The sequence below is a fragment of the Nocardiopsis protaetiae genome, assembly GCF_045446735.1.
GTDB classification, from domain to species: Bacteria; Actinomycetota; Actinomycetes; order Streptosporangiales; family Streptosporangiaceae; genus Nocardiopsis; species Nocardiopsis protaetiae.
The window spans coordinates 1-14,014 of sequence record NZ_JBJJBV010000226.1 but is presented as its reverse complement, the minus strand read 5'-3'; the positions used below and the strand labels follow the sequence as shown (position 1 = coordinate 14,014).

18 protein-coding genes and 1 tRNA gene are annotated in these 14,014 nt (G+C 71.4%); 9 read left to right on the top strand and 10 right to left on the bottom strand.

Annotated elements, in window-relative coordinates; all coding sequences use genetic code 11:
- Positions 1-934, bottom strand: a 934-nt coding sequence (locus ACJOT3_RS26630) for a M48 family metallopeptidase (protein WP_406975854.1), incomplete at its 3' end; no start/stop codon positions are given.
- A 336-nt stretch (positions 935-1,270) separates the two neighbouring features.
- Here ACJOT3_RS26630 and nadD point away from each other — a divergent pair.
- The 5 genes from nadD to ACJOT3_RS26605 all read left to right on the top strand — a co-directional run bounded on the left by nadD (position 1,271) and on the right by ACJOT3_RS26605 (position 4,150).
- Complete coding sequence (nadD, locus tag ACJOT3_RS26625) at positions 1,271-1,906, top strand: nicotinate-nucleotide adenylyltransferase (protein ID WP_406975853.1); 636 nt, start codon at positions 1,271-1,273, stop codon at positions 1,904-1,906.
- Between the two features lie 17 nt (positions 1,907-1,923).
- Positions 1,924-2,322: a ribosome silencing factor gene (rsfS, locus tag ACJOT3_RS26620; protein WP_406975852.1), complete on the top strand. Its 399-nt coding sequence runs from the start codon at positions 1,924-1,926 to the stop codon at positions 2,320-2,322.
- 37 nt (positions 2,323-2,359) lie between these two features.
- A complete protein-coding gene (locus ACJOT3_RS26615; RefSeq protein ID WP_406975855.1) occupies positions 2,360-2,983 on the top strand; it encodes a histidine phosphatase family protein in 624 nt (207 codons plus the stop codon).
- A gap of 80 nt (positions 2,984-3,063) precedes the next feature.
- A tRNA-Ala gene (locus ACJOT3_RS26610) sits at positions 3,064-3,136 on the top strand.
- 522 nt (positions 3,137-3,658) lie between these two features.
- Positions 3,659-4,150, top strand: coding sequence for a pyridoxamine 5'-phosphate oxidase family protein (locus tag ACJOT3_RS26605; protein WP_406975851.1), 492 nt, complete (start codon positions 3,659-3,661; stop codon positions 4,148-4,150).
- Here the strand turns inward: ACJOT3_RS26605 and ACJOT3_RS26600 are convergent.
- The gene (locus ACJOT3_RS26600; protein ID WP_406975850.1) at positions 4,125-4,475 is read right to left on the bottom strand and encodes a MerR family transcriptional regulator; all 351 of its coding nucleotides are present in this window, start codon (positions 4,473-4,475) and stop codon (positions 4,125-4,127) included. The genes ACJOT3_RS26605 and ACJOT3_RS26600 overlap by 26 nt on opposite strands.
- 50 nt (positions 4,476-4,525) lie before the next feature.
- On the opposite strand from ACJOT3_RS26600, the gene ACJOT3_RS26595 reads away from it, so the two are divergent.
- Positions 4,526-5,395, top strand: a complete 870-nt coding sequence (locus tag ACJOT3_RS26595) for an NAD(P)-dependent oxidoreductase (RefSeq protein ID WP_406975849.1) — start codon at positions 4,526-4,528, stop codon at positions 5,393-5,395.
- Here ACJOT3_RS26595 and ACJOT3_RS26590 read toward each other — a convergent pair.
- Complete coding sequence (locus ACJOT3_RS26590) at positions 5,382-5,912, bottom strand: VOC family protein (protein WP_406975848.1); 531 nt, start codon at positions 5,910-5,912, stop codon at positions 5,382-5,384. The two genes, ACJOT3_RS26595 and ACJOT3_RS26590, sit on opposite strands and share 14 nt — an antisense overlap.
- A 145-nt stretch (positions 5,913-6,057) precedes the next feature.
- Between ACJOT3_RS26590 and map the strand changes: the two genes are divergently transcribed.
- Positions 6,058-6,834: a type I methionyl aminopeptidase gene (gene map / locus ACJOT3_RS26585; RefSeq protein WP_406975847.1), complete on the top strand. Its 777-nt coding sequence runs from the start codon at positions 6,058-6,060 to the stop codon at positions 6,832-6,834.
- Here map and ACJOT3_RS26580 read toward each other — a convergent pair.
- The 6 genes from ACJOT3_RS26580 to ACJOT3_RS26555 all read right to left on the bottom strand — a co-directional run bounded on the left by ACJOT3_RS26580 (position 6,812) and on the right by ACJOT3_RS26555 (position 10,517).
- Positions 6,812-7,393, bottom strand: coding sequence for a dihydrofolate reductase family protein (locus ACJOT3_RS26580; RefSeq protein WP_406975846.1), 582 nt, complete (start codon positions 7,391-7,393; stop codon positions 6,812-6,814). The two genes, map and ACJOT3_RS26580, sit on opposite strands and share 23 nt — an antisense overlap.
- Position 7,394: 1 nt before the next feature.
- On the bottom strand, positions 7,395-8,213 hold the full coding sequence (locus ACJOT3_RS26575) for an alpha/beta fold hydrolase (RefSeq protein WP_406975845.1): 819 nt from the start codon (positions 8,211-8,213) through the stop codon (positions 7,395-7,397).
- Positions 8,214-8,263: 50 nt separating this feature from the next.
- Positions 8,264-8,971, bottom strand: a complete 708-nt coding sequence (locus ACJOT3_RS26570) for a helix-turn-helix domain-containing protein (RefSeq protein ID WP_406975844.1) — start codon at positions 8,969-8,971, stop codon at positions 8,264-8,266.
- An 8-nt stretch (positions 8,972-8,979) separates the two neighbouring features.
- The gene (locus ACJOT3_RS26565) at positions 8,980-9,447 is read right to left on the bottom strand and encodes an SRPBCC family protein (protein WP_406975843.1); all 468 of its coding nucleotides are present in this window, start codon (positions 9,445-9,447) and stop codon (positions 8,980-8,982) included.
- A gap of 97 nt (positions 9,448-9,544) precedes the next feature.
- Positions 9,545-9,934 (bottom strand): RidA family protein, encoded by a 390-nt coding sequence (locus ACJOT3_RS26560; protein WP_406975842.1) that lies wholly within the window; start codon positions 9,932-9,934, stop codon positions 9,545-9,547.
- Position 9,935: 1 nt separating this feature from the next.
- Positions 9,936-10,517, bottom strand: a complete 582-nt coding sequence (locus tag ACJOT3_RS26555; protein ID WP_406975841.1) for a CGNR zinc finger domain-containing protein — start codon at positions 10,515-10,517, stop codon at positions 9,936-9,938.
- Between the two features lie 135 nt (positions 10,518-10,652).
- Here ACJOT3_RS26555 and ACJOT3_RS26550 point away from each other — a divergent pair, with 135 nt between their 5' ends.
- Positions 10,653-12,416, top strand: a complete 1,764-nt coding sequence (locus tag ACJOT3_RS26550; RefSeq protein ID WP_406975840.1) for an oleate hydratase — start codon at positions 10,653-10,655, stop codon at positions 12,414-12,416.
- Here the strand turns inward: ACJOT3_RS26550 and ACJOT3_RS26545 are convergent.
- Entirely contained in the window at positions 12,385-13,449 is a 1,065-nt protein-coding gene (locus ACJOT3_RS26545) for a helix-turn-helix transcriptional regulator (protein WP_406975839.1), read from the bottom strand. The two genes, ACJOT3_RS26550 and ACJOT3_RS26545, sit on opposite strands and share 32 nt — an antisense overlap.
- 99 nt (positions 13,450-13,548) lie before the next feature.
- Between ACJOT3_RS26545 and ACJOT3_RS26540 the strand changes: the two genes are divergently transcribed.
- Positions 13,549-13,971 (top strand): VOC family protein, encoded by a 423-nt coding sequence (locus ACJOT3_RS26540; RefSeq protein WP_406975838.1) that lies wholly within the window; start codon positions 13,549-13,551, stop codon positions 13,969-13,971.
- Positions 13,972-14,014 lie beyond the last annotated feature (43 nt).

The following is a 14,014-nucleotide window of genomic DNA, read 5'->3' as shown; positions in this document are numbered from 1 at the left end:
CCAGCAGCGGGTCGCCGGTGCGGTTCCAGGACTCCTTGTACGACTTGGCGGCGTTGCGCGCCTCCTCGCCGACCTTGGCGTCCTTGTCGGTGGAGCGGCGCGGGTAGTCGCCGTCCAGGATGCGCTGGTAGGAGCCGTCCTCCACCCACCGGTGCAGCTCGGCCAGGCGCACCACCGCGAACGGGTGGGTCTGCCCGACCAGGCTGAGCAGCTTGAGGAGGCCGTCCCGGGCGTCGCCGCCGCTCTCGTACTCGCGGGCCTGCTCCAGGAAGGAGTCCGGGTTCATCTCCGCCAGGCGCGAGCCGCCCGCGAGCTTCATCAGCGCGCGCTTGCCGGCCTCGGGGTCCTGGGCGGCGAGGATGCCCGCGCGGTCACAGGACAGCTCGGACTTGCGGTACCACTCCTCCAGCGCGGCCACGATGGCCTGGAGGCCGATGTAGCCCAGCGGCACCCACGCCACCCGGGTGGCCAGCCGGATCAGGGCCAGCAGCATGGTGCGGTACACGGCGTGGCCGCTGAGGATGTGGCCGACCTCGTGGCCGATGACGAACCGCTGCTCGTCGGCCTCCAGCAGGTCGAACAGGCCCGTGGTCATGACGATGAACGGCTTCTGGCTGCCGATCGCCATGGCGTTGGGCTTGGGGTTCATCTGGATGTACAGCTCCGGCACCTCGTCCATGTCCAGGACGTAGGCGGCGTCGCGCACGTAGTCGTACACGTGCGGGAACTGGGTGGGGCCGACGCGGACGGCGCTGGACAGGAACATCAGGCGCAGGGCGCGTTCGTTGAACAGGCCGGAGAGGCGCTTGAAGACCTCGTCGAAGCCGCGCAGGGACCGCAGGGCGACCAGGGCGCCACGGTCGGCGGGGTGCTCGTAGGCACGGGGCGAGATATCGGAGAGCCGGACGCGGACGCGATCTGGTGAGTTGGACATACCGGCATGCTATGCGCCGGGATCGCGCTTGGCCACGGTTTCGGGGCAACGAGATATGACGCGTTTCCCGGAGCGGGGGGCGGAACCCGAGGTGGCGGTGGGGAACGGTGCGGCGCGGGAGGTCTCGGAGCGGGACCGGAATCGGGGGAAGCTCAGGGGGAACCCGGGGACGCCTCAGGGACGGCCGAGGGGGTAGGGGAAGGAAGCGGGGCGCGCCGTCGTTGTGCCAGTGCACCGGGGAGGAACGGGAGGACGAGGGTGCGGTGTTCTCCGGCGGCGTCGGCTAATCTCGGTTGGCCGAATCCGGCACGCCGGACCGAGGAACGGAGCAGTCGAGTGGTGCACGAGGACAACAACGGGCGGGAGTCCGCGCGAGCGGGCCGAACCCCCCGCGTCGGCATCATGGGCGGCACCTTCGACCCCATCCACCACGGCCACCTCGTCGCGGCCAGTGAGGTCGCCCACCTCTTCGAACTCGACGAAGTGGTGTTCGTCCCCACCGGGCAGCCCTGGCAGAAGGACCCCGAAAAGGTCACCCCGCCCGAGGACCGCTACCTGATGACGGTCATCGCCACCGCCGAGAACCCGCAGTTCCGGGTCGACCGCATCGAGATCGACCGCAACGGGCCCACCTACACGATCGACACACTGCGCGAACTACGGGCCTCCTACGGCCCCGACGTGGAGCTGTTCTTCATCACCGGGGCCGACGCCCTGGGCGCCATCCTGGGCTGGCACAACGCCGACGAACTTTTCGAGCTCGCGCATTTCGTAGGCTGTAACCGGCCCGGACACCCGCTCAGCGACTCGGGACTGCCCGAGGGCAAGGTCTCCCTGGTGGAGGTCCCCGCACTGGCCATCTCCTCGACCGAGTGCCGCGAGCGCGTCCGCAAGGGCGAACCCATCTGGTACCTGGTCCCGGACGGCATCGTCCGCTACATCAACAAGACCGGGCTCTACCGAGAGACCTGAAAGGCAGCAAGTACAACGTGACAGCCACCGACAGGGCGCTGGAAATGGTCAAGGTCGCCGCCGAGGCCGCCTCCGACAAGCTCGCCCAGGAGATCATCGCCTACGACGTCAGCGAGCAGCTCGTCATCACCGAGGCCTTCGTGCTCTGCTCCGCGCCCAACGACCGCCAGGTCCGCGCCATCGTCGACGAGATCGAAGACCAGCTGCGCCTCAAGTCCGGCGCCAAGCCCGTCCGCCGCGAAGGCGAACGCGACGGCCGCTGGGTGCTGCTGGACTACGCCGACATCGTCGTGCACGTCCAGCACGAGGAAGAGCGCGGGTACTACGGCCTGGAGCGGCTGTGGAAGGACTGCCCGACCATCGAACTCCCCGAGAACGCCCGCGGCGCCGAGCGCACCCCGCTCGACGAGCAGTAGGCCCCGGGAACACCCCCGAGTGGAGAGACGCACCAAGGTGACCGACACCCGTCGCGTGCTGTTCTGGCGGCACGGCCGAACCGCCTGGAACATGGAGAACCGCTTCCAAGGGCAGACCGACATCGAACTCGACAAGGTCGGACACGCCCAGGCCGACCGGGCCGGGCGGCTCCTCGCCACCCTGGAACCCGACCTGATCGTCGCCTCCGACCTCAAACGGGCCGCCGACACCGCCGGCTACCTCGGCCGGGCCGCCGACCTGCCCATCGAGTTCGACAAGGGGCTGCGCGAACGGTTCGGCGGATCCTGGGAGGGGTTCACCGGCAAGGAACTCGCCGAACGCTGGCCCGAACAGCACCCGCGCATGGACATCCCCGACGGTGAACCCATCGCCGAAGTCGGCGACCGCATGCACACCGCGGTGCGCAAAGCCCTCGGACGCACACCCGAAGGCGGCCTGCTCGTCGTCGTCAGCCACGGGGCCGCACTGCGCGTCGGCATCTCCCGCATGCTCGGGATCCCCGACGAACAGCGCGAGATCCTCGGCCCGCTCAGCAACTGCTGCTGGTCCGTGCTCCAACAGCGCCGCGGGCACTGGAGACTCATGGAGCACAACGCGGCGAGCCTGCCCGAACCCGTCGTGCTCAGCGACGACGCGTAATCCGTTTCGACGAACGCACCGGATTCCGCTATGGTGTGGGAGTCGGCAGCGCACAGAAGTGCGAGGTCCGACTCCCACAAGGGGCTATGGCGCAGTTGGTAGCGCGCCTCCATGGCATGGAGGAGGTCTGGGGTTCGAATCCCCATAGCTCCACGGACTCTGGGCGACCCTGCTCGCGCGTTGGACGCGCTCGCCGGGTCGCCCGTCGTGTTTACCGGGGGGAGACCCCCCGAACCCCCCGAGGTGACCCCCTGTGGTGGGGGTCGCGCGCATCGGATCTGTATGCGGGTGGATCTCTTACATCGTGAGGCGGGCTTCGCCCGCCAACGGCCTCTCGGGCTGCGCCCGCTGAAGATCCCGGTTCGCGGGCTTACGCCCGCCGCCAGCCCTACGGGCTGTGACCCGGCTTTGCGGACTTGCGTCCGCCAAAGCCGCCACGGGCTACGCCCGCCACTCCGCCTCGTGATCGGTGTTGATACGGGGCGGTGGGGCGGCCGTTGGTGCGGAAGCTCTCGGTGTGGGGTAGTACGCGATCAGCTGCTGACGGCCCTCGAACGTGTCGATCAGCGGGGTGCTCGCGTCCACCACGGGCAGTCGGCGCCGGGCCGCTCGGCTCCGATGTCGAGAAGGGGTGGGCGGCTCCGTCCCAGGGGTATGAGCGATGGAGGGGGCACTATGGGACCGGATGAGATCGCCGAGGTTCTGGGGCGGCCGATCAGTCGGGAACTGCTGGCGCGGGACCTGACGCGGTTGGCTTATGTGGCGAAGGACGGGACACCGCGGTGCGTTCCGATCGGGTTCACCTGGAACGGGTCGGAGGTGGTGATGTGCACCTCGACGAACGCTCCGAAGCTGCACGCGCTGCGGGTGAACCCGATGGTGGCGCTGACCATCGACACGGAGGTGCACCCGCCCAAGATGCTGCTCATCCGGGGACGCGTCGAACTGGACGAGGTCGACGGGATCCCGGACGAGTACCTGCGGATGAACGGCAGCTACCAGATGACGCCCGAGCAGCGGGTGGAGTGGGAGGCCGGGGTCCGCTCGCTGTACGACGCCATGGTGCGGATCGTGGTCACCCCGACGTGGGCGAAGCTCATCGACTTCGAGACGACGCTGCCCTCGGCGGTCGAGGAGCTGGTCAGGAGAAAGGCGGAGCGTCGGTGATGATGGCGTCGAGGTTGGCGCGGGTCGCCTGGAGTTCGTGGATCGCGGTGTCGATCCGGTCGCGCTGCTCGACCAGTCCGTCGACCAGGCCGGGGCAGGTGGGGATCAGCAGCTCGGTGATGCACGGCAGTGCTTCGCGGATCTGAGCGGTGTTCAGGCCCGCCGCGAGGAGGAGCCTGATCCGGCGGACGGTGGTGACGTCCTCGGCGGTGTACACGCGATAACCGCTGGGGAGCCGTTCGGGCGACAGCAGACCGTGCTCTTCGTAGTAGCGGAGGGCGCGCTCGCTGGCGCCCGTTCGCCGTGCCAGTTCTCCGATGCGCATGCCGCTCCAGCTTGACTCTGACGTTGGCGTCAGGCTTTAACTTAACCGGCATGACAACTGTGACCGTTCTCGGGCTCGGCCCGATGGGGCGTGCCCTGGCCGGTGCTTTCTCCGGTTCCTGTTCCACGACCGTGTGGAACCGCACTCCCGGGAAGGGGGATCTCCTCGATGTCGAGGTCGCCGGGAGTGCCGGCGAGGCGATCAGGGCGGGCGAACTCGTCGTGGTGTGCCTGGCGGACTACCGGGTGGCGGGGTCCGTGCTCGACGCCGGGGCGTTGCAGGGGCGCACCCTGGTGAACTTCTGCGGGGGCTCACCGCGGGAGGCCCGTGAGATGGCGGCCTGGGCGCGGGAGAAGGGGGTCGACTACGTCGACGGCGTCATCGTGTCGACGCCCGAGGCCATCGGGGGTGCTGAGGCGGCGCTGTACTACAGCGGGCCGCGAGACGTCTTCGAGGCGCACCGGGCCGCGCTGGCCGCGCTGGGGGAGGGCTTCTACCTGGGGGAGGAGCCCGGGCGGGCCGCCGCGTACGACGTGTCCCTCCAGGACATGCTGTGGACGTCGATGAGCGGTGCGGCGCACATGTTCGCGCTCGCCGCGGCGGAGGGCATCACGGCGGCCGACATCGCCGGGCACGCCAAGGCGATGCTCGGGTTCTTCCCGGACATGATCGACATGCTCGCCGAACAGGTGGACTCGGACCGTTTCCCCGGCGACGTCGTCACGGTCGCCTCCAGCGCCGCGATCATGGACCGCATCCTGAGCACGGTCCGGGAGCGGGGCCTCGGCGACGGCGCCCTGGGGGCCGCGCGGGCCGAGGCGGCGCGGGCGATCGACGCGGGCCACGGGGCGGACGGGTTCGGGCGCCTCGCGGTGGGGTGGAGGCGCCCGGCCCGTCCGCCGTCGGTCAGGCCGACTTGACCGGTGCGCTGCTGCGGCCGTGGTCCCGGCCGCCGAGCTCGGTGTCGAGCGTCTCCTGCGCCTCGCGCATGTTCGCGGCGTGGACGGGGTCCTCCAGCCGCTCCCACAGCTGGTCCTCGGTGACGTCCTCGATGTGGGCGGTCACCCACCAGATGTTGCCGAAGGGGTCCCTGACGCGGCCCCCGCGCTGCCCGAAGGGGTTGTCGATCAGGCGGGTGACCACCTTGCCGCCGAGTGCGACGGCCCGGTCGAAGGCCTCGTCCGCGTCGGGTACGAACACGCGCAGGAGGCTGGGCATGGCGGGCCAGTCCTCGCGCCGGTCGAAGGCCAGTACGACCGTGTCGCCGACACGGATCTCCGCGTGGCCGACCAGGCCGTCCTCGGTGAGCACACGCCCGATCTCCTCGCCGCCGAACGCCTCGGTGACGAACGTGAGGAAGGCACCCGTGTCCTCGGTGACGACCCAGGGTGCGACGGTCGTGTAGCCCTCGGGGGTGACGCCGGTCTGCTCGTGCATCGTGTGCCTCTCGCTTGTCGCCGGTGAAGCTTGCAAAGACCACATTAGGAGCGATGTAGGCCAATATCTGTCCTAGATCGCCGCCGTGCTCGGGGGCGGTATAGTATGGCCGGTATAGTTATTGGCCATGTAGGGAAGGCGTCCTATGATCGAGATCCTGAACCCCGGTGAGCTGGCCCGGGCGAAAGAGACGGGTGCCCTGGTGGCGGACATCCTGGAGGCGTTGAGGGGCCGGAGCGGGGTCGGCACCAACCTTCTGGACATCGACCGGTGGGCGAAGGAGATGATCCTGGAGGCCGGGGCGCAGTCCTGCTACGTCGACTACGCGCCCTCCTTCGGGCGCGGGCCGTTCGGCCACTACATCTGCACGGGTGTCAACGACGCCGTTCTGCACGGGCTGCCGCACGACCGGGTGCTGGAGGACGGGGACCTGCTGTCGCTGGACCTGGCCGTGTCGCTGGACGGTGTCGCCGCGGACGCGGCGATCAGCTTCATCGTGGGCGACGCCCGGCCCGCGGAGAGCGTCGCGATGATCGAGGCGACCGAGCGGGCGCTGCGCGCGGGGATCGCCGCCGCCGGGCCCGGCGCCCGGGTCGGCGACATCTCCCACGCGATCGGCTCGGTGCTGAAAGAGGCCGGGTATCCGATCAACACCGAGTTCGGCGGTCACGGCATCGGGTCGACGATGCACCAGGACCCGCACGTCCCGAACATCGGGCGGCGCGGCACCGGGTACAAGCTGCGCCCCGGCCTGATGCTCGCCCTGGAGCCGTGGGTCATGCGGGACACGGCGCGGCTCGTCACCGACGCCGACGGCTGGACGCTGCGGAGCGCGACCGGCTGCCGGACGGCGCACAGCGAGCACACGGTCGCCATCACCGAGGACGGGGCCGAGATCCTCACCCTGCCCACGCGGGGGTGAGGCGGGCGCGGCGGTGGACCGTCACCAGCACGCCGTCCCCGTAGGTCGTCGCCTCGACCAGCCTCCAGGAGGTCTTGCCGGTGGTGTCGCCGAACAGCCTGCGGCCGTGGCCCAGCAGGACAGGGAAGGCCATGAGGCGGATCTCGTCGACGAGGTCGTGTTCGAGGAGGCTCCGCACCAGGGTGAGGCTGCCCGGGACGGAGATCTCGCCGTCCACGGTCGACTTCAGGCGGGTGACGGCGTCCGACAGGTCCCCCGAGAGCACCGTCGTGTTGTTCCACCCCGGGTCGGTGAGGGTGTTCGAGACGACGTACTTGGGCATCCCGTTGTACTTGTCCGCGAGCGCGCCGTCGTAGTCCGGCCAGGCGGACGCGAACCCCTCGTAGGTGGTGCGCCCCAGCAGCAGCGCCGACGCGTTGAGGGCCTCCTCCTCCTTGAACGCTTCCCCCTCCCCCCGGTCGACCTCGAAGCTCCAGTCCGGGTACTTGAAGTCCTCGCCGCCCGGGGCCTCGGCGACGCCGTCCAGGGAGACGAACTCGGTCACCACGACGTGTCCCATGTCAGCCCTCCTTCCCGGCGAAGGCCCGCAGGACGGGGGCGAGCACCTCGGGGGTGGTGCCGTGGTTCTCGCCCGGCACCACCCGGAGGGTCGCGGTGGGCAGGTGGTCGGCGACCGCACGCGCGCCCGCGGCCAGGTAGGGCCAGGTCGCGTCGCCGTGCAGGACCAGGACGGGGACGTCGACCCTGTTCCACAGGTCGGCGCGCAGCGGCCGGCCGGACATGGTGTCGCCGACGTTGCGGCCGTCGTAGGCGATGGTGTGCGCCACCGCCTCCAGCCCCGGCCAGAAGTCGCTTTCGCGCATGTCGCCGAGGAGCTCCACGGGCATCCCCGCGGCCGCCGTCATGAACAGCTCCACCGCGTCCCCCGGCCGCCCGGCGGCCACGGCCGCGTCGAGGCGTTCGACGTAGTCGGCGGGCAGCGGCGGCCGGGAGTCGTCGGTGACCACGGGCGGCTCGAACAGCACCAGCCGGGCGATGGGCACGCCCGCCTGCGCCGCGTTCAGTGCCAGGTGCCCGCCCGAGGACCAGCCGAACACCGTCGCGGGGCGTCCGCCGCCCGCCTGGTCGATGACCGCCGCCAGGTCCTCGAACTCCCGCTCCACCGCGTACGGCGCGGTGTCGCCGCTGTCGCCCCGGCCGCGCCGGTCGTGGTCGACCACCCGGAACCCGTCGGCGAGCAGTGCCCCGATCCCCGCGTTCTCGGGGGTCGTCGCGCGGTGCGCGGTCGCCCCGTCGACGATGATGATCGGATCGCCCTCCCCCCACGCGCTGTACGCGATGGCGGTGCCGTCGGCGGAGGTGGCGGTTCCCTCGGTCATGTCCAGCCCTTCTGCCGTCCGCGGCGGTGGTCCACCGCGTCGATGCCAGGCTAGGAACCCGCCGGGGGCTCGGTCTTGTACAGAAGCGACATGGTCCCCGGCCCCTGTTGCAGCTGGGTGGCCGTCCGCCCGATGAACCGCTGTAGGGAGCGGGCCAGGTGCGGCTGGTCGTAGTACCCCAGCCGGTGCACCACCTCCAGCGGTGCGAGGCCCCCGCCGAGCAGCAGGGCCGCCTCCCGGGCGCGTTCGATCCGCCGGATCGCCCCCTGGGTGAGCCCGGTGGCGGCCGCGACGCGCCGCTGCACCGACCGGGTCCCCACCCGGGCGATCCCGCCCCACACGACCTCCTCCACGAGGGGGTCGCGGGAGATCACGCCCTCCCGCACCAGTCGCGCCACCAGGGCCTCGGCGTCGTCGAAGTCCGGGATCGGCCACTCCCGGCCGCCCAGCACGAACGTGCGGTCCGTGACGTGGGGGCTCTCCGCGGCGGAGTCGACCAGCCGCGGCAGGTGCGGCATCACGGTCCCGTGCGCGAACGTGATGCCCAGCGACTCCGAGTCGCCCGCGAGCTCCACGGCGGACGCGGCGGTCTCGGGTCCGCGGGCGGACGCGTGCATCACGCCCCGGTCCTCCCAGAACACGAGCTCCCAGGTGGACGTCGCGACCGAGGTCATGGTCTCGAACCCCGACGCCCGCCCCCGCCAGACACACGCCACGTACGGGGAGTCCGACGCCCGGTGCTCGCTCTCGACCGCCATCGTGTCCCTCAGCCCCCGGTGACGTGTGCGTCCATCTTGTCGAGGCAGGCCTCCAGCCCTTCCCGGGACATGTCGCGGGCCTCCGGCGTCGTGTAGCCGTGCTCCACCATCCGCATCCGGGTGCGGCCGCCCAGGTCTTCGAACACCACCTCGTGGCGGCCGTCGGCGGGAATCCCCTCCATCGGGGGCGGTGTCGGGGCGCCGTTCTCGTCCGTGAACCGGAACACGTACTCGAACCGGCGCCCCGGCTCCACGTCGGTGAAGTCCCAGACCGCCCACTGGTCTCCGCCGCCGAACTCTTCCGGGGCGCGCATCGCGACCAGGGCGCTGACGCCCGGCCGCAGGTCCACCTCGGCGTGCGGGCAGGTGAAGGGGCCCGGCCCCCACCAGGCCCGAATACCCTCCGGGGTGCTCCATGCCTCCCAGACCCGCCCGACCGGGGCGTTGAACTCGCGTGTCACCTCGACGTCGTACATGGGGCACATCCTTTCGCCGAGCCCCACAGTACGACGGGGGTACGACGGATATCGAGGGAGAGCGCCGCCGAGGTGGTGGGCCGCGCCCCCGCCGGGGTCAGGGGGCGACGGCGAGGGCGTCGATCTCCACGAGGACGTCCGGGCGGGCGAACCCCGCGACCTGGAGGACGGTGATGGCGGTCGGGTGCGGCCCCCACACCTCGCCCGCGGCCCGGTACCCGGCGGTCACGTCGCCGCCGACCTTCAGGTGGATGGTCAGCTTGGCGACGTGGGTCTGGTCGGCACCCGCCTCGGCGAGTACCGCGAGCACGTTGCGGAACGCCTGGACCGTCTGCTCGCCCAGGTCGTCGGAGACGACCGCGCCGGTGGCGTCGGTCCCGTTCTGCCCGCCGACCACGACCAGCGAGCCGCCGTCGACGCGCACCCCCTGGGAGAACGCGGGGTTGGTGTGCAGCGCGGCGGGGTTGAGGTGGGTGAGGCTCGACATCTCAGTTCTCCTTGGTGTGTTCGGCCGCGCGGCGTTCGCGCAGTTTGCGGACCTTGTGCCGGTTCCCGCACCGGCGCATCGAGCACCAGGTGCGCGAACCCGCGCGCGAGGTGTCCAGGTAGACGAGCCCGCAGTCGTCGGCGGAGCAGTCGCGCACCCGTTCGGGGCGGCCCAGGGCGGCCACCGCGTCGCGCCCGACGACGGCGAGCAGCCGGTCGGAGGTGGGGGTCACGGGTGTGCCGAGCTGCGGCGGCAGGTCGGGCATCGCGGCGCACCGGTCGATCACGGCGGTGGCGTCCGGCGGGAGCGGCAGGTCCCGGGAGGCGGCCAGGGCGGCGCGGGCGATCGCCCGGCGCAGCTCGCGCGCGGTGCGGTACGCGGTCTCGTCGACCGCCACCTCCGCGCCGAACCGCTCCCGCCACCACAGCTCCAGGTCCGCCGGGCCGTGCCAGCGCTCCCACTCGGGCGGCCCGTCGAACCCGCCGGTGTAGGCGAAGTCGAACGCGAGCGCGCCGGAGTCGAACCACCAGCGCTGCCCGTCGCGGGAGTCCATCCACTGTCCCGTGGTCGGTGCGTCGGTCATGTAACCACCTTAGGGAGTTACACGATGTGGGGCAAGGCCATGGGGCGGTGATTTTTCGGTCCGGTCCGGCAGGTCGGCAGGGGCGTCGCCCCCGACCTGCGCAGACTTGCGGAGAAATCGGACTTCGGAGGGCGCATGTACTACAGCAGCGGCAACTACGAGGCCTTCGCGCGTCCGCGCAAACCCGCGGGCGTCGACGACAAGACCGCCTGGTTCGTCGGGGCCGGGCTCGCCTCCCTGGCCGGGGCGGCCTTCCTCATCCGGGACGGTCGGATGTCCGGCGACCGCATCACCGTGCTGGAACGCCTCAAGCTCCCGGGCGGCGCCCTCGACGGCATCAAGGAGCCCAGGAAGGGCTTCGTCGTCCGCGGCGGCCGGGAGATGGAGGACCACTTCGAGTGCCTGTGGGACCTCTTCCGCTCCATCCCCTCCATCGAGGAGGAGGGCGTGAGCGTCCTGGACGAGTTCCACCGGCTCAACAAGGACGACCCCAACTACTCGCTCCAGCGCGCCACCGTGGAGCGCGGCCGGGACGCGCACACCGACGGCCTCTTCGCCCTCAACGAGAAGGCGCAGAAGAACATCGTCAAGGTCTTCCTCGCCGCCCACGAGGAGATGGAGGGCAAGCGGATCGACGAGGTCTTCGGTGAGGACTTCCTCAAGAGCAACTTCTGGCTCTACTGGCGCACCATGTTCGCCTTCGAGGAGTGGCACAGCGCCCTGGAGATGAAGCTGTACCTGCACCGGTTCATCCACCACATCGGCGGCCTGCCCGACTTCAGCGCCCTGAAGTTCACCAAGTACAACCAGTACGAGTCCCTGGTCCTGCCGCTGTACAAGTGGCTGCTCGACCAGGGCGTGGTCTTCCACTTCGACACCGAGGTCACCGACGTCGACTTCGACATCTCCCCGGGCCGCAAGCAGGCCACCCGGATCCACTGGGTCCGGGAGGGCGCCGAGGGCGGGGTCGACCTGGGCGGGGACGACCTGCTGTTCATGACCATCGGCTCGCTCACCGAGAACTCCGACAACGGCGACCACCACACGCCCGCGAAGCTGAACGAGGGCCCCGCCCCCGCCTGGGACCTGTGGCGGCGGATCGCCGCCAAGGACCCCGCGTTCGGGCGCCCCGACGTGTTCGGCTCGCACATTCCCCAGACCAAGTGGGAGTCGGCGACCGTCACCACCCTGGACGAGCGCATCCCCCGGTACATCCAGGAGATCTGCAAGCGCGACCCGTTCAGCGGGCGGGTGGTCACCGGCGGCATCGTCACCGCCAGGGATTCGAGCTGGCTGATGAGCTGGACGGTCAACCGGCAGCCGCACTTCAAGCAGCAGCCGAAGGACCAGATCGTGGTCTGGCTGTACTCGCTGTTCGTGGACCGCCCCGGCGACCACGTCCGCAAGCCCATGCAGGAGTGCACGGGCGAGGAGATCACCCGGGAGTGGCTGTACCACCTGGGTGTCCCGGAGGGGGAGATCGACGCGCTGGCGGCCGACGGGGCCAAGTGCGTGCCGGTGATGATGCCGTACGTGACCGCGTTCTTCATGCCCCGGCGCGCGGGGGACCGGCCGGACGTGGTGCCGGAGGGGGCGGTGAACTTCGCGTTCATCGGGCAGTTCTCCCAGAGCCGCGAGCGGGACTGCATCTTCACCACCGAGTACTCGGTGCGCACCCCGATGGAGGCGGTCTACACGCTGCTCGACATCGAACGCGGTGTGCCGGAGGTCTTCAACTCCACCTACGACGTGCGCAGGCTGCTGGCGGCGACCGGCAGGCTGCGCGACGGCAAGGAGATCGGCATCCCCGGGCTCGCTCGCAAGCCGCTGCTGCGCAAGCTCGACGAGACGGAGATCGGGGCGCTGCTCAAGGAGTACCACCTGCTCTCCGACGACTGACCGCCGCCGCGTAGCGGTCGGCCAGGCGGGCGCAGGCGTCCGCGAGCTCGGCCGGTCCGACGACCTTGAACCCGGCGTCGAACCTGCCGACCGCCGCGGCCAGCGCCGTCCACGACCACGAGTGCAGGACGAGCCGGCACCGGTCCGGCCCCAGCGCCTCGACGACGCCGTCGCCGCCGATGTACGGGACCACCGCGGCTGCGGGCAGGTCGAGGAGCACCTCGCCGCGGCAGGGCGGGCCGCCGGTCCCGTCGGCGCCCCGGAACCGGGCGGCGACGAACGCGCCGGCGTCCCCGCCCGGCGGCTCTCGCGGGGTGAACCGGGGGCCGGTGAGCGGGCGCGGGGTGATGCGGTCCGCGCGGAAGGTGCGCCAGTCGCCGCGGTCCAGGTCCCAGGCCAGCAGGTACCAGCGCCCTCCCCGGGCCACCAGGTGGTGGGGTTCCACCCGGCGCGGCGGGGGACCCAGGGGGCCTCTTTCTCCGTCCCCGCCACTGTTCCCGCCGCCTCCCCGGTCCCCGCCGCCGTCCCGGTCCGGCGCGGCGTAGTCGAAGCGCAGCACCTCGCGGGCGTGCACGGCCGAGCCCAGCGCCGCCAGGACACTTCCGTCGACCGGCGGCCGTTCCCCGGGGGCCTCGGCGACCGCGACCTCCAGGGTGTCGATCCGGCGGCGCAGCCGCGCGGGCAGGAGCCTGCGGACGGTGTGCAGGGCGCGCACCGCGTCCTCCGCGACACCCGACGGGACGCCCGCCCCCGAGGCGTCGGCGGCGGCCGTGCGCAGCGCCAGCGCCAGGGCCACGGCCTGCCCGTCGTCGAACCGCAGCGGCGGCAGCTCGGTGCCCGGGTCCAGCCGGTAGCCGCCGTCGGGGCCCTTGACGGTCGCTACGGGGTAGCCGAGCTCGCGGAGCCGGTCGACGTCGCGGCGCACGGTGCGCGGGCTGACGTCCAGCCGCTCGGCCAGGAGCGCCCCCGGCCAGTCCCGGCGGGCCTGGAGGAGCGAGAGCAGGGTCAGCAGCCGCACGGAGGTTTTCTGCATATCCCGATCCTGCCGGGAGAAGAGGCCACCACCTGGCCGCTTCCCCTGCGACCTTGTCCACGGGTCGCCGGTCGGCGGCCCGGAACCAAGGGAGCGGTCATGTCCATCACCACCACGGCGCACGCGAACTTCCGGGGCCAGGCCCGCGCCGCGCTGGAGTTCTACCAGGGTGTGTTCGGCGGCGAGATCGCCGTGATCACCTACAAGGACGCCCACGCCGTCACCGACGAGGCGGAGGCCGACCAGGTCATGTGGGGGCAGGTGGAGTCCGCCGCGGGCTTTCGCCTGATGGCCTACGACGTGCCCGGGCACACCCCGTGGAACCCGGGGGAGCGGTCCTACTTCGTCTCGGTGCGCGGCGACTCGGTCGAGGAGGTCACCGGGTACTGGGAGGGGCTGGGCGAGGGCGCCACCGTCGTGCAGCCCCTGGGGGAGTCCGGCTGGGCGCGGGCCTACGGCATGCTCCGGGACCGGTTCGGCCTGACCTGGGTCCTGGACGTCCCGGCGGCCCACGGCGCCTGACGGCCGGTCGCCCGGCCGCCCGACCCCCTGAACACCCGACGTG

Excerpts from the sequence above, each read along its gene's own strand:
- ACJOT3_RS26540 (WP_406975838.1), top strand. The coding sequence starts at position 13,549 with ATGTCCATCACCACCACGGCGCACGCGAACTTCCGGGGCCAGGCCCGC.
- ACJOT3_RS26580 (WP_406975846.1), bottom strand. The coding sequence starts at position 7,393 with ATGGGACACGTCGTGGTGACCGAGTTCGTCTCCCTGGACGGCGTCGCC.
- ACJOT3_RS26605 (WP_406975851.1), top strand. The coding sequence starts at position 3,659 with ATGGGACCGGATGAGATCGCCGAGGTTCTGGGGCGGCCGATCAGTCGG.
- ACJOT3_RS26565 (WP_406975843.1), bottom strand. The coding sequence starts at position 9,447 with ATGTACGACGTCGAGGTGACACGCGAGTTCAACGCCCCGGTCGGGCGG.
- ACJOT3_RS26550 (WP_406975840.1), top strand. The coding sequence starts at position 10,653 with ATGTACTACAGCAGCGGCAACTACGAGGCCTTCGCGCGTCCGCGCAAA.
- ACJOT3_RS26575 (WP_406975845.1), bottom strand. The coding sequence starts at position 8,213 with ATGACCGAGGGAACCGCCACCTCCGCCGACGGCACCGCCATCGCGTAC.
- ACJOT3_RS26555 (WP_406975841.1), bottom strand. The coding sequence starts at position 10,517 with ATGACCGACGCACCGACCACGGGACAGTGGATGGACTCCCGCGACGGG.
- ACJOT3_RS26570 (WP_406975844.1), bottom strand. The coding sequence starts at position 8,971 with ATGGCGGTCGAGAGCGAGCACCGGGCGTCGGACTCCCCGTACGTGGCG.
- ACJOT3_RS26600 (WP_406975850.1), bottom strand. The coding sequence starts at position 4,475 with ATGCGCATCGGAGAACTGGCACGGCGAACGGGCGCCAGCGAGCGCGCC.
- ACJOT3_RS26545 (WP_406975839.1), bottom strand. The coding sequence starts at position 13,449 with ATGCAGAAAACCTCCGTGCGGCTGCTGACCCTGCTCTCGCTCCTCCAG.
- ACJOT3_RS26595 (WP_406975849.1), top strand. The coding sequence starts at position 4,526 with ATGACAACTGTGACCGTTCTCGGGCTCGGCCCGATGGGGCGTGCCCTG.
- ACJOT3_RS26590 (WP_406975848.1), bottom strand. The coding sequence starts at position 5,912 with ATGCACGAGCAGACCGGCGTCACCCCCGAGGGCTACACGACCGTCGCA.
- map (WP_406975847.1), top strand. The coding sequence starts at position 6,058 with ATGATCGAGATCCTGAACCCCGGTGAGCTGGCCCGGGCGAAAGAGACG.
- ACJOT3_RS26560 (WP_406975842.1), bottom strand. The coding sequence starts at position 9,934 with ATGTCGAGCCTCACCCACCTCAACCCCGCCGCGCTGCACACCAACCCC.